This window comes from Paraburkholderia sp. (genome assembly GCF_035948235.1).
GTDB lineage: Bacteria > Pseudomonadota > Gammaproteobacteria > Burkholderiales > Burkholderiaceae > Paraburkholderia.
In genome coordinates, this window is the sequence record NZ_DASZJJ010000049.1 from 1 (window position 1) to 20,072 (window position 20,072).

Sequence of the window (20,072 nt, forward strand, 5' to 3'; positions counted from 1 at the left end):
ACCGGCGAGCATGCGCAGCAGCGTGGACTTGCCGCAGCCCGAGCTGCCGAGCAGCGCGAAGAGCTCGTTCTTCGCAATGTTCAGGCTCACGTTGTTGACGGCGGTGCTGTCGCCGAACTTCTTGACGACGTTTTCGATGCGCACGAAAGCGTCGCGGGAGCTGGCCGACGCGGCAGCGCGCGCGGCTTCGGAGGCGTTGACTTGGGACGTCGAATTCATGATGTAACTGGTTCCTTTCTGATCGCGGTACTGCCCGTTCTTGCGCGCCGCATATAAACGCAGGCATGAGCCGTCCCGCACGGGACGCTTCAAGCGACTCGCGGACGTCAGTACTGCGAACGGAGCTCGTTGGAGACCGGCGCGTCGTCGTGTATAGGGGGCGGCGCGCTCAGCCGGACTTCGAACAGCGGACTTCTGGCGGAGAGGGGTCGAGCGATCCCTCATCCGCGCGTTGTCTCCTTCCTTCTCCTGCGGGATTCAGCCGGTCGTCGCCGGCTTCCTTACTGGCATCCCGATGGTTGTTCGCTCAACACCCACTCAATGGCCCGTCTTCAACTGCGACCAGAGGCGGTTTTCGAGGCGCAGAATGTCGGCCGGCATCGGCTTCATCAGCGTCATTTTCTTGAGGACTTCGTCGCCCGGATAGACGGTCGGGTCCTGCGCCACTGCCGGCGTCACGAACTGGCGCGCGGCCTTGTTCGCGGTCGGATAGAACACTTCGTTGGTGATCGCGGCGTTGACCTTCGGATCTTCGATGTAGTTGATCCACTTCAGGGCGGCTTCGGGGTGCGGTGCATCCTTCGGAATCACCATCACGTCGAACCACAGCAGGCCGCCTTCCTTCGGATTGGCGAACTTGATGTGATACGAGCGCTTGGCTTCTTCTGCGCGACGGTGGGCGATGCCCACGTCGCCCGACCATGCGAATGCGACGCAGATGTCGTTGTTCACGAGGTCGTTGATGTAGCCCGACGAGTTGAACTGCGTGATGTACGGACGGACTTTCTTCAGCACTTCAAAAGCGGCCTGGTAATCCGCCGGATTCGTGCTGTTGGGGTTCTTGCCCATGTATTGCAGCGTGGCGGCGAAGGCATCCACGGCCTGATCGAGGAACGAGACGCCGCAGCCCTTGAGCTTCGAGAGGTATTGCGGATCGAAGATCAGCGCCCAGCTATCCAGCGGGGCGCTCGAGCCCAGCGCCTTTTCGACGGCTTCCTGGTTGTAGCCCACGCCGTCCGTGCCGTAGGCCCAGGGCACGCCGTACTGATTGCCCGGATCGGCGTCCGCGATCATGTGCATGAGCAGCGGATCGAGGTTCGAGAGATTGGGGAGCTTGGACTTGTCGAGCTTCTGGTACACGCCGGCCTGGATCTGCTTGGCCATGTAGTTCGAGGTCGGCACCACGATGTCGTAGCCCGAGCTGCCCGCGAGCAGCTTGGCCTGCAGCGTGTCGTCGCTATCGTAGTTGTCGTACTTGACGTGAACACCCGTCTGCTTTTCGAAGTTCGGGATCGTGTCTTTCGCGATGTAGTCGGACCAGTTATAGACGTTCAGTGCGTCGTCCGCGGCGCGAGCCGGCTGGCTCGAAGTCGCCGTGAGACCCGCACAGACGGCAAGCGCGGCCAGTGCGACGGCATGACGAAGATGTCTGACACTCATGTTGATTTCCCCAGATGATGAAGGTCGGCGGGCGGCGCCCGCACCCCGTTGTGCGCCGCCGGCCCATTCAGTTGCAGCGTTACGAAAGTCCCAGTTGTTGCGCGGTTGCGTCGATGGCCTTTTTCGCCTTCGACACGATTTCGTCGATCTCACCGCGCGTGATGACGAGCGGCGGCGAGAGCAACATGCGATCGCCCGTGGCGCGCATGATGAGGTTGCCGTTGAAGCAGAAGTCGCGGCAGATCGTGCCCACGTCGCCGCCGTTGGCGAAGCGCTTGCGCGCCTTCGGATCTTCGGCGAGCTGCAGACCGGCCACCAGACCCGCGCCCGAAATGTCGCCGACGATCGGATGATTCGCGAAGGTTTCGCGCAGGCGCTGCTGGAAGTACGGACCGGTGTCCGTCTTCACCTGCTCGACGATCTTCTCGTCGCGCAGCAGCTTGAGGTTCGCCACCGCCACGGCCGCCGCCACCGGATGACCCGAATACGTGAGGCCATGATTGAAGTCGCCGTTCTCGATCAGCGCCTTGGCCACGCGGTCATGCAGACCCACGGCGCCCATCGGCACGTAACCGCTGGTGAGGCCCTTGGCCATCGTGATGAGGTCCGGCTCGAAACCGAAGTGCTGATGCGCGAACCATTCGCCGGTGCGCCCGAAGCCGCCGATCACTTCGTCGGCGCACAGCAGGATGTCGTACTTGCGGCAGATCCGCTGGATTTCCGGCCAGTAGGTCGAGGGCGGGAAGATCACGCCGCCCGCGCCCTGGAACGGCTCGCCGATAAACGCGGCCACATTCTCCGCGCCTACTTCCAGGATCTTCGCTTCGAGTTGCTGGGCGCGCGCGAGGCCAAATTCCTCGGGCGTCATATTGCCTTCGGCTTCGCCGTAGAAGTACGGCTGGTCGATATGAACGATGTTCTCGACCTTCGAGGGCATCTGCTCGTGCATATAACCCATGCCGCCCAGCGTGCCGCCCGCGATGGTCGAACCGTGATAGCCGTTCTTGCGCGAGATGACGACCTTCTTCGACGGCTTGCCCTGCGTGAACCAGTATTGATGCACGATGCGCAGCACCGTGTCGTTACCTTCCGAGCCGCTGTTGCAGTAGAAGAAGTGGTTGAACGGCTCCGGCGAGAGTTCGGCCAGCAGCGCCGAAAGTTCGATCACCGGCGGGTGCGTGGTCTTGAAGAAGGTGTTGTAGTACGGCAGTTCCTGCATCTGCGTGTACGCGGCCTTAGCCAGCTCTTCGCGGCCGTAGCCCACGTTCACGCACCAGAGACCGGCCATGCCGTCAATGATCTGATTGCCTTCCGAATCCCACAGGTACACGCCCTTGGCCTTCACGATCACACGGCTGCCGCTTTTGTTGAGCGAACCCATGTCCGAGAACGGATGGATGTGGTGCGCCGCGTCCAGTGCGCGATATTCGGCCGTGGTGCGTGCGGGGCGCGTTGCTTGCGCGCGCAACGTTGTCGGCACTTCCTGGAGGGCGCTTGCGGGGGCGTCGATCCGATAGTTCATGTTCAATGTCTCCTTTCTATTACACGTGCAGCAGCAGGTGTTTGCGTTCCCACGAGCTGATCACGCGGAAATACGCTTCGTATTCGGTTTCCTTGAGCGCCAGATAGGCGCGCACGAACTTCTCGCCAAGGATGTCGTTGAGCGGCTCGCACGCACCCATCAGCGTGAGGCCTTCTTCGAGGTTGCGCGGCAGCTGGTAGGGCAGCTCGTAACCGTCGCTCACGAGCGGCTCGGTCGGCTTGAGATGCTGCGTCATGCCCAGATAACCGGCGGCCAGCGTCGCGGCGATCGCGAGGTACGGGTTCGTGTCCACGCCCGGAATGCGGTTCTCCACGCGGCGCGCGGCCGGCGACGAATACGGCACACGGAAGCCGACCGTGCGGTTGTCGTAACCCCATGCCACGTTGATCGGCGCGGCCATGAAACGCGACAGGCGGCGATACGAATTGATGTAGGGCGCGAAGATCGGCATCAGTGCCGGGGTGTACTTCTGCAGGCCCGCGATGTACGCGTGGAACATGTCCGTGGGCTTGCCGTCGGCGCCGGTGAAGAGGTTCTGGCCGCTTTCCGCAGAGACCAGGCTCTGATGGATGTGCATTGCCGAACCCGGTTCGTTCTCCATCGGCTTCGCCATGAAGGTGGCGTACATATGGTGACGCAGCGCCGCTTCGCGCACCGTGCGCTTGAAGAGGAACACGCGGTCGGCCAGACCCAGCGGTTCGCCGTGCATGAAGTTGATCTCCATCTGCGCGGCGCCGACTTCGTGAATCAGCGTATCGACTTCGAGGTCCTGAATTTCGCAGTACTCGTAGATGTCTTCGAAAAGCGGATCGAATTCGTTGACCGCTTCGATCGAGTACGCCTGGCGGCCCGTTTCCGGACGGCCCGTACGGCCGATCGGCGGCGCGAGGGGGATATCCGGATCCTTGTTCATATCGACGAGATAGAACTCCAGTTCCGGCGCGATGATGGGCTTCCAGCCCTTCGCTTCGTAGAGTTCGAGCACGCGGCGCAGCACGCGGCGCGGCGAGATTTCAACCGGCGAGCCGTCGAAGTGCACGCAATCGTGAATGACCTGGGCGGTCGGGTCGGTGGCCCACGGAATGATGCGGATCGTCGAAGCATCCGGCACGCAGACCATGTCCGGGTCGGTGACGCCGGTGAGGCTGCCGTCTTCCGGGTAATCGCCCGTAACGGTCTGGATCATCACGGCTTGCGGCAGGCGCATGGATTCGCCCGATTCGAACTTGCTGCGCGGAATGATCTTGCCGCGCGCGATGCCGGCCATATCCGGAATGATCGCTTCGATTTCGGTGATGTGGTGCTTCTTCAGGAATTCGTCGATGTCATGCATTTTCGTTCTCTCTGTTCTGTGTGGGCCGGCGTCAGACCTGCGCGGCATGCGCGCGTGCGGGGTGGCGTTCGGCCCCGCCCGGTATTCGCGCCAGCATGCGCGCGCGGCAGGCTTCGCCAAAGGCGCGGAAGATTGCGGTGGAAAGGGCGTTCTGCGCGTGCAGCCACTCGGGGTGCCATTGCACGCCCAGCGCGAAGCCGCTCGCATTGGCGACGGTGATCGCTTCGACGAGGCCGTCCGGGGCCGTTGCGTCCGCAACGAGTCCCGATCCAAGCGTGTCGATGCCCTGACCGTGCAGCGAATTCACCTGGGCTTCGTGTTGACCGCCGGTGAGCGTGTAGAGCAGTCCGCCTTCCTTGAGGGCGATGGGGTGCGCGGGACCGTATTGCGTCTCGAGCGGATTGGCCTTGTCTTCGCGATGATCGTTCAGGCCGTCCACCGCATGCACTTCCTGATGCAGAGTGCCGCCGAACACCACGTTCATTTCCTGAAAGCCGCGGCAGATGGCGAGCACCGGCACGCCGGCGTCGATGGCTGCGCGCAGCAGCGGCAGCGTGGTGGCGTCGCGGGCGGGGTCGTGCAGGGTGCCTGCGGCGCTTGCCGGACCGCCGTAACGGTGGGGCTCGACATTCGAATAGCTGCCCGTGAAGAGCAGGCCGTCCACGGCGTCCAGAATGTCCGCCGTAACCTGCCGCTCACCCAGCGCGGGCAGCACGAACGCGAGCCCGTTCGCACCGTCCACGGCAGCGGCGATGTACTTCTCGCCGGCCACGTGCGACGCGTGCGGCCCCATCATCGTGCGATCGGCAGTAACTCCAATCAATGGTTTGGTTCGCATGACTAACGTCTTATTTCTTCTTCCTGTTGCGTCGCGCTTCGATCTGTTTTGAATCGACATAACCGCGATGCTTCAGGCGTGACATGACCTTGCAACTGTGCGGATCGCACGGTCGCAAACCTTGAGGTACGGAGCGCAGCGGCGCTAACGGATCGCGCTGCGCGTGGAGATCATGTACGCGGTTCGTTTCTTTCCGGCATGAGGCGCGACGGTGTTAAGGCGTGCGCATCCACATCGTTTGCGCGCAGCGATACAACTCGCTCGCAATCGACGGCGAATGAAACGAACGGCGCAGGAAGGAGAGGCGCTAGGGCAGCAGCGACGCGACTTCGTCGGTGTGTACCGCGATAAAGGCGCGTGCGCAGACGGCGTTATGGCGGCGGACGGACCGACGGGAAAGGATTGTGAAGACAGACAGAAGCAGGCGAGAGGCAAGCCTGCCGCTACTGCCATCGGCGATGGCGGCGCAGTCACTGCGAAGACACCTCGCATGACTTCGATCCCATCTCACCAGAGGGCCACGGACTCTCACAATTACACTCGACTGGAGTTTGTTGATCACTGTTCGATTTCGATACGCGGCATGCAAACTGCGGCTATCGGTATCGACACATAGGTGTCATTCGATGTATCGAGCATTGATCGCGTGTTGCAGGGCAATGTGATGCGCTTTTCATCGTTCGATCGACCTGTGTTTCAGCATATACGAGCCAAAAAGGCCGTCAATTATTTTCTTAACTTTTTTATGTCAGCACTTTCCCCAAGAGGCCCGAAAACGTCGCGCAGTGCGAAATAAGCTGCACTGTGTTTATATTTCGAATAACTTACAGGGGTTAGTACTGACGCAAAAAAAAACAAACTGATTAGAATATTCAACACGCCACCGCAGCGCAGTGTGCGTTACGCGCCTGATTTCTGCGGGCGCTTCACACGTGTTTCCTGAGTGCTTCCTGACCCAACCGGTTCTTCAATCGTGTCCGAGTCTGTATCCGTTTCCTCTGAAGTTGCCACGCGTCTGCGCTACGTGCGCAAACGCTATGGGCTGTCGCAACGCGAGCTGGCCAAGCGCGCGGGTGTGACGAATGGCGCGATTTCGCTTATCGAGCAAAGTCGTGTCAGTCCCTCGGTAGGCTCGCTCAAGAAGCTCCTCGAATGCATTCCGATGAGCCTCGCGGAATTCTTCACATTTGATCTCAACGAAGGCGCAAGCGTGGTGTCGCGGCGCGGCGAGATGCCGAACCTCGGCAACGCGTCCATCGAGTTCTACCTGGCGGGCGCCAACGTGAAAGACCGCAACATGGGCATCATGCGCGAGGTGTATCAACCGCTCGCCGACACGGGGCCGGAAATGCTCTCGCATGCGGGGCATGAAGGCGGCGTCGTGGTGGCCGGGCAAATCGAACTGACCGTGGACGGCACCACCTGGCTGCTCGACCCCGGCGACAGCTATTACTTCGAAAGCCGCTTCCCGCACCGGTTTCGCAATCCCAGCGCAAACGAAGTCTGCGAAGTGGTGTCGGCGAATTCGCCGCCCACGTTCTAGGCTCCTTCGCACACTTCGCAGGTTTCGTAGACGCGCGTATCCGGTTCGCCTGCTGCCGCTGTGTCGTCACGCCCGATGTGGCGTGCGCTGGATTGGTGGAGGCGAATCGTCAATCATTGAGGCATCCTGATGGAAAAGAAAACTCTCGCTTATTGGCAGGACAAGGCCGCGACGTTGTCGATCGAAGGCCGCGCATTCATCGACGGCGCGTATCGCGATGCATACTCGGGCCGCACGTTCGACTGTGTGAGCCCGATCGACGGCCGTGTGCTCGCCAACGTGGCGGACTGCGGCGCAGGCGATGTGGACGCGGCAGTGGCCGCGGCGCGCCGCGCCTTTAACGACGGCGTGTGGGCGGGCCTGAATCCGCGCGCACGTAAGGCCATTCTGCTGCGCTGGGCCGCGCTCATGCGCGAGCACCTCGACGAACTCTCGCTGCTCGAAACGCTCGACGCAGGCAAGCCGATCGGCGACACCACCTCGGTGGATGTACCTGGCGCGGCCTATTGCGTGGAATGGTTCGCGGAAGCCATCGACAAGATTGGCGGCGAAGTCGCGCCCGCCGATCATCATCTGGTGGGCCTCGTCACGCGCGAGCCGATTGGTGTGGTGGCAGCCGTGGTGCCGTGGAATTTCCCGATCCTGATGGCGTCGTGGAAATTCGGTCCGGCGCTGGCAGCAGGCAATAGCGTCGTGCTCAAGCCTTCGGAAAAGTCGCCGCTCACGGCCATTCGCGTGGCGCAACTCGCGCACGAAGCGGGCATCCCCGCAGGCGTGTTCAACGTGCTGCCGGGCGGCGGGGAAGCGGGCAAACTGCTTGGCCTGCATCGCGACGTGGATTGCATCGCCTTCACGGGCTCGACCAACGTCGGCAAGCAGATCATGCAGTACGCGGGCCAGTCCAACCTCAAGCGCGTGTGGCTCGAACTGGGCGGCAAGTCGCCGAACATCGTGCTGCCCGATTGCCCGGATCTGGACCGTGCCGCTAACGCCGCGGCGGGCGCGATCTTCTACAACATGGGCGAAATGTGTACGGCCGGCTCGCGCCTGCTCGTGCATCGCGATATCAAGGACGTGTTCCTTGCCAAGCTCGTGGAAGCGGCGAAGGCGTATAAACCTGGCAATCCTCTTGATCCGGATGTGTCGATGGGCGCGATCGTCGACAAGATCCAGATGGAGCGCGTGCTTGGCTATATCGAAGCAGGCCGCAAGGACTCGAAGCTGCTGGTGGGCGGCGAGCGCGTGAAGGAGGAAAGCGGCGGCTTCTACGTGGAGCCCACCGTGTTCGACACGCATCACGACGCCCGTATTGCGCGCGAGGAGATCTTCGGGCCGGTGCTCTCGGTCATCACGTTTAGCACCATCGACGAAGCCGTGCGTATCGCCAACGACAGCGATTATGGCCTGGCCGCCGCGGTGTGGACCTCGAATCTCACGAACGCGCATGAAATCGCGCGCCGTCTGCGTGCGGGCACGGTCTGGGTCAATTGCTACGACGAAGGCGGCGACATGAACTTCCCGTTCGGCGGCTTCAAGGAATCGGGCAACGGCCGCGACAAGTCGCTGCATGCACTTGAGAAGTACACCGAACTGAAATCGACGCTGGTGCGGCTGCGTTAATGCAGTCTCCGTGGCGGCGCCCGGGTGCGCCGCCACGCGTCTCACTCATTCCCCATCGATACAAAACGGGCAACACATGGACGACACGATCCACGGCGACGGCGCGATGCGCCGCGGCTCGCTTTACGGCTCCTCCATCGAGAACACCTACGCGGGCGTGCTGTCGTTCATGCGCCGCAATTACACACGCGATCTGCAAGGCGTGGATGTCGCGATCAGCGGCGTACCGCTCGATCTAGCCACCACGTTTCGTTCCGGCGCGCGCCTGGGACCGTCGGCGGTGCGCGCGGCCAGCGTACAGCTTGCGGAACTGCACCCGTATCCGTGGGGCTTTAATCCCTTCGATACGCTGGCCGTGACGGATTACGGCGACTGCTGGTTCGACGCGCACAATCCCCTGTCGATCAAGCCCGCCATCATCGAACACGCGCGCACGATCCTGCGCTCGAACGCGAAGATGCTCACTTTTGGCGGCGATCACTTCATCACGTACCCGCTGCTGATCGCGCACGCGGAAAAGTACGGCAAGCCGCTTTCGCTGATCCACTTCGACGCGCATTGCGACACCTGGCCCGACGATCATCCGGACAGCCTCAATCACGGCACGATGTTCTACAAGGCCGTGAAGGAAGGGCTGATCGATCCGAAGACGTCGGTGCAGGTGGGCATTCGCACGTGGAACGACGACTTTCTCGGCATCAATATTCTGGATGCGGCCTGGGTGCACGAACACGGCCCGCGCGCGGCGCGCGATCGCATCCTGGAGATCGTGGGCGAGCGCCCCGCGTATCTGACCTTCGATATCGACTGCCTCGACCCGGCCTTTGCGCCGGGTACCGGCACGCCCGTGGCGGGCGGCCTGTCGTCCGCGCAGGCTTTGGCGATCGTGCGTGGACTGGAAGCGTTGAACCTGGTGGGCGCGGACGTGGTGGAAGTGGCGCCCGCCTACGATCAGAGCGAGATCACGGCGCTGGCCGCCGCGCATCTGGCCTGCGATCTGTTGTGCCTGTGGCGTCAGCGCAAGGTTGCAGGACAATAAAAACGCGCCGCCGCGCCTGCGGCGGCGTCGCCTTAACGTTCTACCAGCAGCCCGAGATTGGCGCGCACGCGCTGCAGCATCTCGCCGAACTGCTCGGCTTCTTCCTGGGTGAAGCCCGCCAGGGCTTCGTCCTGCACCTCGTCGCCTACACGGCGCGCGGACGTGAGCACGCCTGCGGCCTTGGGCGTGAGGCTCACCAGCAACTCGCGGCGGTCGTCCGGGTTCGCCTCGCGCACGACCCAGCCGCTTTCCTCCATGCGCTCCAGCAGCCTGCCCGCCGAAATCGGCGCGACTTCGAGCCGCTCGGCCAGGCTCGCCTGATTGATGGGGCCGTAGTGGGCGAGGTAGGCGATCATGCGGCATTGCGCGCGCGTGAGTTCGAGCGATGACTTCGCCAGTTCGTCGTAACGCTTGCCGTAGAGGCGGCCCACGTCGACGATCAAGAAGCCGAAGCGTTTTTCGAGGTCGGTAGTCATGGCGCAATTATAAGCGGCGGGCTCTCGGGACGGCCCGAGCGGCGTGCCTGGGTGAAAACAAGGTCCGGATTCTTTCCGATTGCGCAGCATGGGCCGATTCGTATAATAAGCAGGCTTATCATTTTTCGAATCGCCCTTCGAACCCTGCCCAAACTCCGTACGAATTCACGATGACCGCAGTCCCGCATGGCCTGGCCGCGCAACGTGAGGCCGCGCCCTTGAACCGCGGCATGATCACGCTGTCGATCATGCTCGCGACGCTGATGCAGACGCTCGACAGCACGATCGCCAACGTCGCTCTGCCGCATATGCAGGGCACGCTATCGGCGTCGCAGGACGAGATCACCTGGGTGCTGACCTCGTACATCGTCGCGGCGGCCATCGCCACGCCGCTCACGGGCTGGCTTGCGGATCGCTTTGGCGTCAAGCAGCTACTGGGCGTGGCGATCGCGGGCTTCACGGTGGCTTCGGCGCTGTGCGGTTTGTCGGAGACGCTCGGCGAGATCGTCGCCTCGCGGCTGTTGCAGGGCGTATTCGGCGCGTCGCTGGTGCCGCTCTCGCAGTCGATTCTGCTGGACATCAACCCGCGCGAGCGCCAGGGGCAGGCCATGGCGGTCTGGGGCATGGGCGTGATGGTGGGGCCGGTGCTGGGGCCGACGCTGGGCGGCTGGCTCACGGACAGCTACAACTGGCGCTGGGTGTTCTTCATCAACGTGCCGATCGGCGCGTTTGCATTGTTCGGCGTTTCTACCTTCATGCCCGCGCGAGCGCGTGGCGGTCAGGGGCGCTTCGATCTGTTCGGCTTCGCCACGCTGGCGCTGGCGATTGGCGCACTGCAGGCGCTGCTTGATCGCGGCGAGCAGCTCGACTGGTTCGGCTCGCTGGAAATTCGCATCGAGGCACTAGTCTCGGCGCTCGCGTTCGCGTTCTTCGTGGTCCACACGGCAAGCTCTGGGCCGACCACGTTTTTCCGCTATCAACTGCTCAAAGACCGCAATTTCGCCACCGGTACCTTCTTCATCTTCGTGATTGGCGCGGTGCTCTACGCCACACGGGCGCTGCTGCCGCCCATGTTGCAGAACCTCATGGGCTATCCGGTCGCCACTACGGGCCTCGTCACGGCGCCGTCGGGCGCGGGCACGATGGTCGCGATGCTGATCGCCGGGCGCATGCTCAAGCACGTCGATGCGCGCGCGATGTTGCTGTTTGGCTTTGTCGTATCGGCCTACGCGCTGTGGCAGATGATGCAGTACACGATCGTGCTGTCAGTGTCGGATATCGTCTGGCCGGGCGTGGTGCAGGGCTTTGGGCTGGGCTTCGTGTTCGTGCCGCTTTCGGCGCTCACGTTTTCCACGCTCACGCCGCAACTGCGCGCGGACGGCACGGCCACCTATAGCCTGATGCGCAACATCGGCAGCAGTATCGGCATTTCGATCGTGCAGACCTTCGTCACGCGCGGCACGCAAGTAGCGCATTCGGACCTGGCCGCGCACATCACGCCGTTCAATCCGATGATGCAGCCGATGCTGGCCACCGGCTCGCGCTACGATCTGGCCGTGCTCAACCAGGCGATCACGCAGCAGGCGACCATGATCGCGTACCTCAACGACTTCAAGATGATGTTCGTCGCGACGCTGCTGGTGATCCCGCTCCTCGTGCTGATCCGGCCTTCGGGCGCCGGCGGCGCCGTCGATGCGGGTCACGCCGCGATGGATTGATAAACAGAACTGCTTAACGATTTTCCACGCCAATATCGCCGCGCATCTCTCGCGCGGCGCTGTTTTTATAGCTATATCCGATGCTCTCCGCTGTCTCTATCCTGCTTCCCGTCTTTGGCCTGATCTTCGCCGGTTTCGCCTGCCGCCGCTTTGGCGTGCTCGGTCCCGCTGCGGCCTCGGAACTGAACCGCTTTGTCGTCTGGCTCGCGCTGCCCGCGCTGCTATTCGACATCCTTGCGCACGCAACGTGGCACGAACTCTATCAACCGGCCTTCATGGCCGCGTTCGGCATCGCGGGGCTGATCGTGTTCGCGGCGGTGGTGGCCGTGCGCCTGTTCCTGCGCCGCCCGCTTGCCGATGCGAGCATCGACGGTCTTGCCGCTGCCTATCCGAACACGGGTTACGTGGGCTTCCCGCTGTGCATGATCGCGTTCGGGCCGTCGAGCCTCACGCCCACCACCATCGCGACAATTCTCGTGGTGTGCGTGCTGTTCGCCATCGCCATCGTGCTGATCGAAACGGGCCTGCAAAGCGAGCGACGTCCGCACCGGCTGCTCATCAAAGTGGTGCGTTCGCTCATGCGCAATCCGCTGCTGGTGGCGCCTGCGCTGGGCGCGATCGCCTCGGGCGCGCACGTCACGCTGCCCGCAAGCGCCGAGACCTTCCTGAAGCTGCTGGGCGGTGCGGCCAGCCCCTGCGCGCTCGTGAGTCTTGGCCTCTTTCTCGCCGAGCGTCGCGCGAAGAGCGATGCGCCGCCGGAATCGTCGTGGTGGATCACGCTGTCGAAACTCGTGGCGCAACCGGCGCTTACGTGGTGGCTCGCGGATCGCGTGTTCGGACTTTCGCCGCAACTGGTGGAAACGGCCGTGCTGCTTGCTGCGCTGCCCACTGGTACCGGTCCTTTCATGCTCGCGGAGTACTACCGCCGCGAGGCGCATGTGACCGGGCGCACGATCCTGCATTCGACGCTGGGTTCGCTCGTCACGCTCACGCTGATCCTGCTGCACCTGCACCACGGCTGAGCGCGGCGCGCGTTGGCGCGCGGCATGGCGTTTGCTCTCTGTAAGCCATTCCATCGATCTGGAGACGACGATGAACTGGCTTAAAGGCAACTTCTGCAATGGCGCGGCGCGTGCGGTGCTTATCGGCGCTATCGCGGCGCTGACGTTGGGCGCAAGCGCCTGCACACTGGGTGGCGCGGCGGCGGGCGGTTACGTGGGCAACAAGGCCACCGACGGCAGCGCGGTGGGCACCGTAGGCGGCGCAGTGGCGGGCGGTGTGATCGGCCACGAACTCGGCAAGTAACTCCGCAAATAAGCGGGCACGACACGCTTCAACGGGCGCGATGCCCGTTGAAGCTGCGCTTACTTCACCGCGCCCAGCGCAAGCCCCTTCACCATATAGCGCTGCAACCACGCGAACACCACCGAAACCGGCAGCGTTGCCGCAAGCGTTGCCGCCATCACCAGTTCCCATTCGACGGTGTACTTGCCGGCCACCATATCGGTGACCTGCACCGTGAGCGTCTTGTTCTCGGGCGAGCGGATCAGCGTGTAGACCACGGCAAATTCGTTCCACGCGCTGATGAAGGTGAAGATGGCCGTCACCACCACGGCGGGAATCGCCAGCGGCAGGAACACCCGGAACACGGCGCCAGTGCGGCTGCATCCTTCCAGCCACGCCGATTCTTCCAGATCTCGCGGCACCGTCTGGAAATACGACGAAAGCATCCACACCGCAAAGGCGATATTGAACGCCGCATAAGAAACGATCACGCCGATCTTCGAATCGACGAGATTGCCGTCGCCATACGGAATCATCGCGGCGAGGCGAAACAACCCCACCACCAGCAGAATCGGCGAGAGCATCTGCGTGACCAGCAGGAATTGCCGGTACACGCCGCGTCCGCGAAACGGAAAGCGCGCGAGCGCGTAAGCGGCGGGCAAACTGACCGCGAGCGCAAGCGACGTCGACAGAAACGATATGACGATACTGTTGCGCAGCGCCACGCCAAAGTTCGCGGCCTGCCACATATCGACGTAGTTTTCCCAACGCCAGTGCACGGGCAGCCAGCGCGCCGGATAGACGAATACTTCGTTAGCGGGCTTGAACGAGGTGAAGAACATCACCGCGAACGGGAACAGCACGGCCACCACCAGCGGCGAAAGCGCGAGCCAGCACCAGAGCGAGCGTTTGAGCTTGCGGTTCATGCGAGGTCTCCTTCGGCGCCGCCGCGTTTGGCCTGCACGCGCAGATAAGCCACCGAAAACACGAACAGGATCACGAGCATGATGAGCGAGACGGCCGCTGCTTCGCCGGGACGTCCCAGCCGGAAGCCGAGTTCGTAGAGATAGGTGACGAGAATATGCGTGCTGTCGTCGGGGCCGCCTTGCGTCATGACCCAGATGATCGGGAACGAGTTGAACACGTAGATCACGTTGAGCAGGATCGCCATGTTGATGAAGGGTTTGAGCAGCGGCAGCGTCAGCTTGCGGAACTGCTGCCAGGCGCTGGCGCCGTCGATGCGCGCGGCCTCATAAATGTCGCCGGGCACCGACGACAAGCCGCCCAGGAAGATCGTGGTGGTAAACGGAATCGACACCAGAATGCCCACGGCGATTTCAACCGGAAACGCGTATTCGGGCGTGGCGAGCCAGTGGATCGGCCCGGCGATCAGGCCGAGCTTCTGCAGCGTGACGTTGACCATGCCGTAGTCGTCGTTGAAGGCCCAGCGCCATACCACGGCGGTCATCGTGAGCGACACCGACCACGGCAGCATGATGATGGTGCGCGCAACGCCGCGTCCATAGAAGTCCTGATTAAGCACAAGCGAGACCGGTACCGAAATTCCCACCGTGCCCACCACCACGCAGAAGGTCCAGATGATGGTGTTTTTCAATGCGCTCAGAAACACGGGGTCGCCGAACACGTTATAGAAGTTCTGCAGCCCGCTGAAGTCGCGAATCTGGCCGAAGCGCGACACATCGTGCAGCGACTGCCAGACGATATTGAAGATCGGATAGCTGATGATGAACAGCGCGAGCACGAGGCTCGGCACGATCAGCAGCCAGGGGGCGCGGGGTAGGGCGATGTTGCGCTCGGCGCGGTTGGGGCGGCTCATGCTTGTGCGTGCGCTTTTGAGGTCGGTCGCAACGCCCGGCGCCGGATTGGCGGGAGGCGTCTGCTTCAGGGGACCCGTGGTCATGTCGTGATGCGTCCGGTAATGCCGTCAGTCGAAAGCAGTCAGTCGTGAAACCGGCGCGCGCGTAGCGTGAACAGCCTGCTACGCGGCGCGCCGGTTCAAGCCGCGCTGCCGCGCGGTGGCTGCATTACTTGCCGAGCGACTTGTTCGCTTCCGTCGCGGCCTGGTTCAGCGCATCGGCGGGCTTGGCCTTGCCGAGGTAAATCGACTGCATCGCATTGGTCACGGCCTTGGCGGTGTCTTCCCAGCCCGTCACCGTCGGCGCGAATTTCGCGTGCGGCAGCAGCGCGACAAAGGCCTTGGTGTCCGGGTCCTGGAACGCCGGATCGGTCGCTTCGGCCTTGGTCGTCGGCAGGAAGCCTTCCGTGCTGGTGAATTCCACGCGCGGCTGCTTCGTGAACAGGAAGTCGAGGAACTTCCAGGCGCTCTTCTTCACCTTCGAGTTCTTGAACATCATGATCGAATCCGTGACCGCGTAGGTCGCCGGGGCCGTAGCGACCGGAATCGGATCGATGCCGTACTTGATGTTCGGCGCTTCCTTCTTCAATTGCTTGGCAAGGAACGGCGCGGAAATCATCATCGCTACGCGCCCCTGCTTGAAGAGGTTCTGCACGTCTTCGCGGCTGTAGCCCGTGACGCCCGGCTCGGTCAGACCTTCGTCGATCATGGTCTTGTAGAGCGTGGCGGCCTTCACGCCGGCAGCCGAATTGAACGCGGCCTTGTTGTCCTTGCCCACCACGTCGCCGCCGTTGGTCCACAGCGCGTAGTAGAAGTACACGTCGGTTTCGATTTCTTTGCCTTGCAGGCCGAACCCGGCGATGCCCTTGGCCTTGAGTTTCTTCGACGCGTCGATCACGTCGTTCCACGTCTTCGGACCGTTCGGATAGCCAACCGAAGCGAGCATGTCCTTGTTGTAGTAGAGCGCGCGCGCCGATGCCGCGATCGGCAGGCCGTAGATCTTGCCGTTGATTTCACCCGGCGCCAGGAACGGACCGATGAAACGGCCCTTGAAATTGGCGTCCATATAGGGATCGAGCGGCTCGGCGATATCGTCCTTGACGAAGTCCAGCAGCCAGCGCGTGCCGATGATGGCGAGGTCGGCGTTGGCGCCGCCCGAGATATCCGTCTGCAATTTCTGTTGCAGCGAATCCCAGTTCACGTCTTCGATCTTGATGGTCGTGCCGGGGTTCGCGGCCTCGAACTGCTTGGCCATTTTCTCGAAGTACGGGGCGGTGGCGTCGCTGTAGTGCGCGACGGTCACACGAACCGTGTCGGCATGCGCCGCGACGGTGATGCCTGCGAATGCCAAAGCGACGGCAAGCTTGCCGAGCGTGGTGGATGCACGTGCCTTAAACGCCATTTGTCTCTCCTAACGTGGTTATCTGGCTGGCCTTGCGTTGTTTGAAAAAATCCTACAGGATGAAAAAAGTGTTGTCACCTGGGAATCGCGATATTGTTTTCCGCTCCTGAATTTGCATAACATGCTGTAAAACATGGGGAAATCATGCAGTGCAATATTTGGGACGCCTGCACGTAAACCCTCGATCGGCAGTTAATCGCAACGATTGAAAACATGGCGTTGTTGGAAATTTACAGGCACGGTCCACATGTTCGCCGTGCCGGGAATGGACCTTTCGCGGAGAGTCGACAATGAGCCGGGTGGTGCTGGTGACGGGCGCGTGCGGCGGGATTGGCCGTGCGTTGTGCAAACGATTTGTCGACGCGGGCGACACCGTGCTCGCGCTCGACCGCGAGGCCGCCGCCGTGCAGCAACTCGCCGATGAATTCGGCGCGCAGCGGCTCGAAGCGCTGGCCGCCGACGTGAGCGACGCGTCCGCGCTGGCCGACGCCGTGGCGCGTGCCGTGGCCGTGCGCGGCCCCGTGGACGTGGCGGTGGCGAACGCGGGCGGGGCGCTGGGCACCACGCTCGCGCATACCGACGCGGCCAGTTGGCGGCGCGACGTCGATCTGAACCTCAATGGCACTTACTACACGGTGGAAGCGGTGCGCGCCTCGATGATCGAGCGCCGCCGCGGCGTGCTGGTGCTGATCGGCTCCGTGAACGGCTTGAGTGCGCTGGGCCATCCCGCCTATAGCGCGGCGAAAGCGGGTCTGGTGAGCTATACAAAGGCGCTGGCGATGGAGCTGGGTCCGCACGGCATTCGCGCAAACATCGTCTGCCCCGGCACCGTCAAGACGCCCGCGTGGCATTCGCGTGTGGTGCAGCATCCACAAATCTTCGAAGAACTAAAGAAGTGGTATCCGCTTGGCGACGTGGCCACGCCCGACGATATCGCCGATGCCGTGCAGTTTCTCGCCTCGCCGCAGGCGCGCGTCATCACGGGCGTCGCGCTGCCGGTGGATGCGGGGCTGATGGCGGGCAACCGGCTGATGGCCAACGAACTCACGCTCGACGAAATCTGACGACCACGACGAACACGACACGCTCACGCAAACCGAGGACAGCATGGCAGCGGTACAACTGAACGGCATCTACAAGCGCTACGGCGAAACCCAGGTGGTGCACGGCGTCGATCTCGACATCGAGGACGGCGAATTCGTCGTGCTGGTCGGCCCGTCGGGCTGCGGAAAGACCACGCTCATGCGCATGATCGCGGGCCTGGAAGACATCAGCGGCGGCGACCTGACCATCGGCGGCACGCGCGCCAATGCGCTGCCGCCGCAGCAGCGCAATATTTCGATGGTGTTCCAGAGCTACGCGCTGTATCCGCATCTTTCGGTGTACGACAACATCGCGTTCGGCCCGCGCATCCGCAAGGAACGCGAGGACGGTTTCAAGCCGCGCATCGAAGCCGCGGCGAAGATGCTCAATCTCTCGAACTATCTCGACCGCCTGCCGCGCGCGCTTTCAGGCGGCCAGCGCCAGCGCGTGGCGATGGGCCGTGCGGTGGTGCGCGAGCCGTCGCTGTTCCTGTTCGACGAACCGCTGTCGAATCTGGACGCCAAGCTGCGCGTGCAGATGCGCACGGAAATCAAGGCGCTGCATCAGCGTCTGCGTAACACGGTGGTCTACGTCACCCACGATCAGATCGAGGCGATGACGATGGCCGACCGCATCGTCGTGATGAATTCTGGCCGTATCGAGCAGATCGGCCGGCCGCTCGATCTCTATGACAAGCCCGGCAATCTGTTCGTGGCGAGCTTCCTGGGTTCGCCGTCGATGAACTTTGCCGCGGGCAGCGTGATGAGCGATGCGCGCGGCACGGCGCTGGTGCTCGACGACGGCGTGCGCATCGCGCTGCCTGAGGCCTGTGCTGCACAGGGCGCGCGCGTGACGCTTGGCATCCGGCCTGAACATATCGAAACGGGCGGCGAGCATGGCGAAAGCGGCGTGCCGTTCGCGGTCGAAGTGATCGAGCCGACTGGCGCCGAGACCCATTTGTACGGGAAAATAGCCGGCAATTCATGGTGCGTCACGACGCGCGCGCGGCCCGGCATCGAACCGGGGCAGCGCATGACGCTGGGTTTGCCTTTCGCGCACCTGCATCTGTTCGATACCGAAAGCGGCAAGCGGCTCGATTGATGAGATGAGCGGCGGGCCTGCGCCCGCGCTCATTGCCCGAAAGCTCGTTGCGGCGCTCGCACCTTCCACGGCTCACTCCACGGAATACAGCTTGCCGGTCTCCAACCTGATCCATCACATCCGCAATGTCGCGGAGTCGCTGCGGCCCGCCGAACGCAAGGTCGCGGAGATGGTGCTCGCCGACATCGACTTCGCGATGCGCGCGAGCATCACCGAACTCGCGCTGCGCGCCGATGTGTCCGAACCATCGGTCACGCGCTTTTGCCGCGCGGTGGGCGCACACGGCCTGCGCGACTTCAAGATGCGCCTGGCGCAGAGCGCGGCGGGCGGCGTGCCGTTCGCCGCCGCGCAGGAAATGACGAGTGGCGACGTCACTCAGGTGGGCACGCTGCTCGACAATGTGGCGGAAGCAGTGGCACAGGGCATTAAGCACGCGCGGGCTTCGCTCGATCCGGCCGTGTTCGAGGCGGCGGCGGCGGCGCTTGGCAGCGCGCGGCGGGTGTATTTCTTCGGCGTGGGCGCGGGCTCAGGCCTCGTCGCGCAGGACGCGGCGCTGCGGCTGCTGCGCCTCGATATCGCTGCGAGCGCGTTCACGGACGCGCATTTGCAGCGTCTTTACGCAGGCTTGCTCGAACCCGGCGACGTGGCCTTCGCAATCTCGCAGTCGGGCCGCAGCGTCGAAGTCAACGAAAGCATCCAGATCGCCAAGGAACGCGGCGCGACCACCATCGCGTTGACTAACGCGGGATCGCGCCTCGCATGGGTCGTCGATATTCCCTTGCTGCTGCGCGTGCCTGCTGCGCAGGAGCCGCATGCGCCGGGCGTTGCGCGCATCGCGCATCTTGCCGTGATCGACGCATTGGCGATTGCCGTGGCGATGGGGCTCACGCCACGCACGCTCGAAAAGATGCGTGACGCCCAGGCGCGCAGCGGCTCGGATAGCGTGGGGGAAGTGAAGGAGTGAGGGACTGAACGGCGCGCCTCGCACGTGGCGCGCGCGGTCTGTCAGAAATCCTGTCGGGCATATTGAGACGTCACTAGACTTGAGTGTTATCCGCTTCGTGTCCCGTCACGTCTCGCCTGACCATGTCCCTTCCTCACGATCCCGACGTTTCCGAACCTGCCACGCTAGCCGCCGCTGAATCCGCCTGGCAACGCGGTGAAATCGATACCGCGCGCGCGCTCTGCGAACAATTGATCGCCGCCGATCCGGACAACGCCGACGCCCTCAATCTCGCCGCCATGCTCGAAAACGGGCGCGACCGGCACAAGGCGCGCGCGCTCATCGAACGCGCGCTGGCCGTGCGCGAGGCATCGAATTTTCTCGTGACCTTCGCGATGATCTGCGGCGATTCTGATCGCGACGCGGCGATCCGCGCGCTGCAACGCGCGATCGAGATCCAGCCGGCTTCCCCCATCGCGCTCAACAATCTCGGCCATCTGCACGGCGAAGCGGGCGACAGCGCGGCGGCGTCGCGCTGCTTCGAGCAGGCGCTCGCGCTGGCGCCCCTGCACGCGGCCATCCACTTCAACTACGGGACGATGCTTTCGAAGGCG

General features: G+C 63.1%; 20 protein-coding genes. 10 read left to right on the plus strand and 10 right to left on the minus strand.

Features of this window, described 5'->3' with window-relative positions:
* From VG320_RS03105 to VG320_RS03130, 6 genes are all read right to left on the minus strand, one after another.
* A partial coding sequence (locus tag VG320_RS03105) for an ATP-binding cassette domain-containing protein (RefSeq protein WP_327198699.1) occupies nt 1–219 on the minus strand: 219 nt, incomplete at its 3' end.
* A gap of 318 nt (nt 220–537) precedes the next feature.
* Complete coding sequence (locus tag VG320_RS03110) at nt 538–1,659, minus strand: polyamine ABC transporter substrate-binding protein (RefSeq protein WP_327198700.1); 1,122 nt, start codon at nt 1,657–1,659, stop codon at nt 538–540.
* A gap of 79 nt (nt 1,660–1,738) precedes the next feature.
* Nucleotides 1,739–3,181 carry an aspartate aminotransferase family protein gene (locus VG320_RS03115; protein WP_327198701.1) on the minus strand — a complete coding sequence of 481 codons (1,443 nt, stop codon included), beginning with the start codon at nt 3,179–3,181 and terminating at the stop codon, nt 1,739–1,741.
* 19 nt (nt 3,182–3,200) lie between these two features.
* The gene (locus tag VG320_RS03120; RefSeq protein WP_103702978.1) at nt 3,201–4,535 is read right to left on the minus strand and encodes a glutamine synthetase family protein; all 1,335 of its coding nucleotides are present in this window, start codon (nt 4,533–4,535) and stop codon (nt 3,201–3,203) included.
* A gap of 31 nt (nt 4,536–4,566) precedes the next feature.
* Nucleotides 4,567–5,373, minus strand: coding sequence for a gamma-glutamyl-gamma-aminobutyrate hydrolase family protein (locus tag VG320_RS03125; protein WP_327198702.1), 807 nt, complete (start codon nt 5,371–5,373; stop codon nt 4,567–4,569).
* Nucleotides 5,374–5,680: 307 nt separating this feature from the next.
* The gene (locus tag VG320_RS03130) at nt 5,681–5,905 is read right to left on the minus strand and encodes a hypothetical protein (protein WP_327198713.1); all 225 of its coding nucleotides are present in this window, start codon (nt 5,903–5,905) and stop codon (nt 5,681–5,683) included.
* A gap of 441 nt (nt 5,906–6,346) precedes the next feature.
* Between VG320_RS03130 and VG320_RS03135 the strand changes: the two genes are divergently transcribed.
* The 3 genes from VG320_RS03135 to speB all read left to right on the plus strand — a co-directional run bounded on the left by VG320_RS03135 (nt 6,347) and on the right by speB (nt 9,575).
* The gene (locus VG320_RS03135) at nt 6,347–6,916 is read left to right on the plus strand and encodes a cupin domain-containing protein (RefSeq protein WP_327198703.1); all 570 of its coding nucleotides are present in this window, start codon (nt 6,347–6,349) and stop codon (nt 6,914–6,916) included.
* 129 nt (nt 6,917–7,045) lie between these two features.
* The gene (locus tag VG320_RS03140) at nt 7,046–8,536 is read left to right on the plus strand and encodes an aldehyde dehydrogenase (RefSeq protein ID WP_327198704.1); all 1,491 of its coding nucleotides are present in this window, start codon (nt 7,046–7,048) and stop codon (nt 8,534–8,536) included.
* Nucleotides 8,537–8,612: 76 nt separating this feature from the next.
* The gene (speB, locus tag VG320_RS03145; protein WP_327198705.1) at nt 8,613–9,575 is read left to right on the plus strand and encodes an agmatinase; all 963 of its coding nucleotides are present in this window, start codon (nt 8,613–8,615) and stop codon (nt 9,573–9,575) included.
* A 32-nt stretch (nt 9,576–9,607) separates the two neighbouring features.
* On the opposite strand, the gene VG320_RS03150 is transcribed toward speB, so the two are convergent.
* Nucleotides 9,608–10,051, minus strand: coding sequence for a MarR family transcriptional regulator (locus VG320_RS03150; RefSeq protein WP_327198706.1), 444 nt, complete (start codon nt 10,049–10,051; stop codon nt 9,608–9,610).
* A 170-nt stretch (nt 10,052–10,221) separates the two neighbouring features.
* On the opposite strand from VG320_RS03150, the gene VG320_RS03155 reads away from it, so the two are divergent.
* The 3 genes from VG320_RS03155 (at nt 10,222) to VG320_RS03165 (ending at nt 13,074) form a co-directional block, all read left to right on the plus strand.
* Nucleotides 10,222–11,769: a DHA2 family efflux MFS transporter permease subunit gene (locus VG320_RS03155; protein ID WP_327198707.1), complete on the plus strand. Its 1,548-nt coding sequence runs from the start codon at nt 10,222–10,224 to the stop codon at nt 11,767–11,769.
* A gap of 80 nt (nt 11,770–11,849) precedes the next feature.
* Nucleotides 11,850–12,791 carry an AEC family transporter gene (locus tag VG320_RS03160; protein WP_327198708.1) on the plus strand — a complete coding sequence of 314 codons (942 nt, stop codon included), beginning with the start codon at nt 11,850–11,852 and terminating at the stop codon, nt 12,789–12,791.
* 70 nt (nt 12,792–12,861) lie between these two features.
* Entirely contained in the window at nt 12,862–13,074 is a 213-nt protein-coding gene (locus VG320_RS03165) for a glycine zipper 2TM domain-containing protein (RefSeq protein WP_327198709.1), read from the plus strand.
* 59 nt (nt 13,075–13,133) lie between these two features.
* On the opposite strand, the gene VG320_RS03170 is transcribed toward VG320_RS03165, so the two are convergent.
* The 3 genes from VG320_RS03170 to VG320_RS03180 form a co-directional block, all read right to left on the minus strand.
* Nucleotides 13,134–13,979, minus strand: coding sequence for a carbohydrate ABC transporter permease (locus VG320_RS03170; RefSeq protein ID WP_103702988.1), 846 nt, complete (start codon nt 13,977–13,979; stop codon nt 13,134–13,136).
* Nucleotides 13,976–14,890, minus strand: coding sequence for a sugar ABC transporter permease (locus VG320_RS03175; RefSeq protein ID WP_327198714.1), 915 nt, complete (start codon nt 14,888–14,890; stop codon nt 13,976–13,978). The genes VG320_RS03170 and VG320_RS03175 overlap by 4 nt, the downstream gene beginning before the upstream one ends.
* A gap of 208 nt (nt 14,891–15,098) precedes the next feature.
* Nucleotides 15,099–16,331: a sugar ABC transporter substrate-binding protein gene (locus VG320_RS03180; RefSeq protein ID WP_321846661.1), complete on the minus strand. Its 1,233-nt coding sequence runs from the start codon at nt 16,329–16,331 to the stop codon at nt 15,099–15,101.
* Nucleotides 16,332–16,621: 290 nt separating this feature from the next.
* On the opposite strand from VG320_RS03180, the gene VG320_RS03185 reads away from it, so the two are divergent.
* The 4 genes from VG320_RS03185 to VG320_RS03200 form a co-directional block, all read left to right on the plus strand.
* Nucleotides 16,622–17,395 carry an SDR family oxidoreductase gene (locus tag VG320_RS03185; protein WP_327198710.1) on the plus strand — a complete coding sequence of 258 codons (774 nt, stop codon included), beginning with the start codon at nt 16,622–16,624 and terminating at the stop codon, nt 17,393–17,395.
* Between the two features lie 43 nt (nt 17,396–17,438).
* On the plus strand, nt 17,439–18,515 hold the full coding sequence (locus VG320_RS03190; RefSeq protein ID WP_327198711.1) for a sn-glycerol-3-phosphate ABC transporter ATP-binding protein UgpC: 1,077 nt from the start codon (nt 17,439–17,441) through the stop codon (nt 18,513–18,515).
* A 91-nt stretch (nt 18,516–18,606) separates the two neighbouring features.
* Nucleotides 18,607–19,479: a MurR/RpiR family transcriptional regulator gene (locus VG320_RS03195; RefSeq protein WP_327198715.1), complete on the plus strand. Its 873-nt coding sequence runs from the start codon at nt 18,607–18,609 to the stop codon at nt 19,477–19,479.
* 122 nt (nt 19,480–19,601) lie between these two features.
* A partial coding sequence (locus tag VG320_RS03200) for a tetratricopeptide repeat protein (RefSeq protein WP_327198712.1) occupies nt 19,602–20,072 on the plus strand: 471 nt, incomplete at its 3' end.

Excerpts from the sequence above, each read along its gene's own strand:
- VG320_RS03175 (WP_327198714.1), bottom strand. The coding sequence starts at position 14,890 with ATGAGCCGCCCCAACCGCGCCGAGCGCAACATCGCCCTACCCCGCGCC.
- VG320_RS03120 (WP_103702978.1), bottom strand. The coding sequence starts at position 4,535 with ATGCATGACATCGACGAATTCCTGAAGAAGCACCACATCACCGAAATC.
- VG320_RS03165 (WP_327198709.1), top strand. The coding sequence starts at position 12,862 with ATGAACTGGCTTAAAGGCAACTTCTGCAATGGCGCGGCGCGTGCGGTG.
- VG320_RS03115 (WP_327198701.1), bottom strand. The coding sequence starts at position 3,181 with ATGAACTATCGGATCGACGCCCCCGCAAGCGCCCTCCAGGAAGTGCCG.
- VG320_RS03185 (WP_327198710.1), top strand. The coding sequence starts at position 16,622 with ATGAGCCGGGTGGTGCTGGTGACGGGCGCGTGCGGCGGGATTGGCCGT.
- VG320_RS03170 (WP_103702988.1), bottom strand. The coding sequence starts at position 13,979 with ATGAACCGCAAGCTCAAACGCTCGCTCTGGTGCTGGCTCGCGCTTTCG.
- VG320_RS03125 (WP_327198702.1), bottom strand. The coding sequence starts at position 5,373 with ATGCGAACCAAACCATTGATTGGAGTTACTGCCGATCGCACGATGATG.
- VG320_RS03190 (WP_327198711.1), top strand. The coding sequence starts at position 17,439 with ATGGCAGCGGTACAACTGAACGGCATCTACAAGCGCTACGGCGAAACC.
- VG320_RS03140 (WP_327198704.1), top strand. The coding sequence starts at position 7,046 with ATGGAAAAGAAAACTCTCGCTTATTGGCAGGACAAGGCCGCGACGTTG.
- speB (WP_327198705.1), top strand. The coding sequence starts at position 8,613 with ATGGACGACACGATCCACGGCGACGGCGCGATGCGCCGCGGCTCGCTT.
- VG320_RS03180 (WP_321846661.1), bottom strand. The coding sequence starts at position 16,331 with ATGGCGTTTAAGGCACGTGCATCCACCACGCTCGGCAAGCTTGCCGTC.
- VG320_RS03110 (WP_327198700.1), bottom strand. The coding sequence starts at position 1,659 with ATGAGTGTCAGACATCTTCGTCATGCCGTCGCACTGGCCGCGCTTGCC.
- VG320_RS03155 (WP_327198707.1), top strand. The coding sequence starts at position 10,222 with ATGACCGCAGTCCCGCATGGCCTGGCCGCGCAACGTGAGGCCGCGCCC.
- VG320_RS03160 (WP_327198708.1), top strand. The coding sequence starts at position 11,850 with ATGCTCTCCGCTGTCTCTATCCTGCTTCCCGTCTTTGGCCTGATCTTC.
- VG320_RS03150 (WP_327198706.1), bottom strand. The coding sequence starts at position 10,051 with ATGACTACCGACCTCGAAAAACGCTTCGGCTTCTTGATCGTCGACGTG.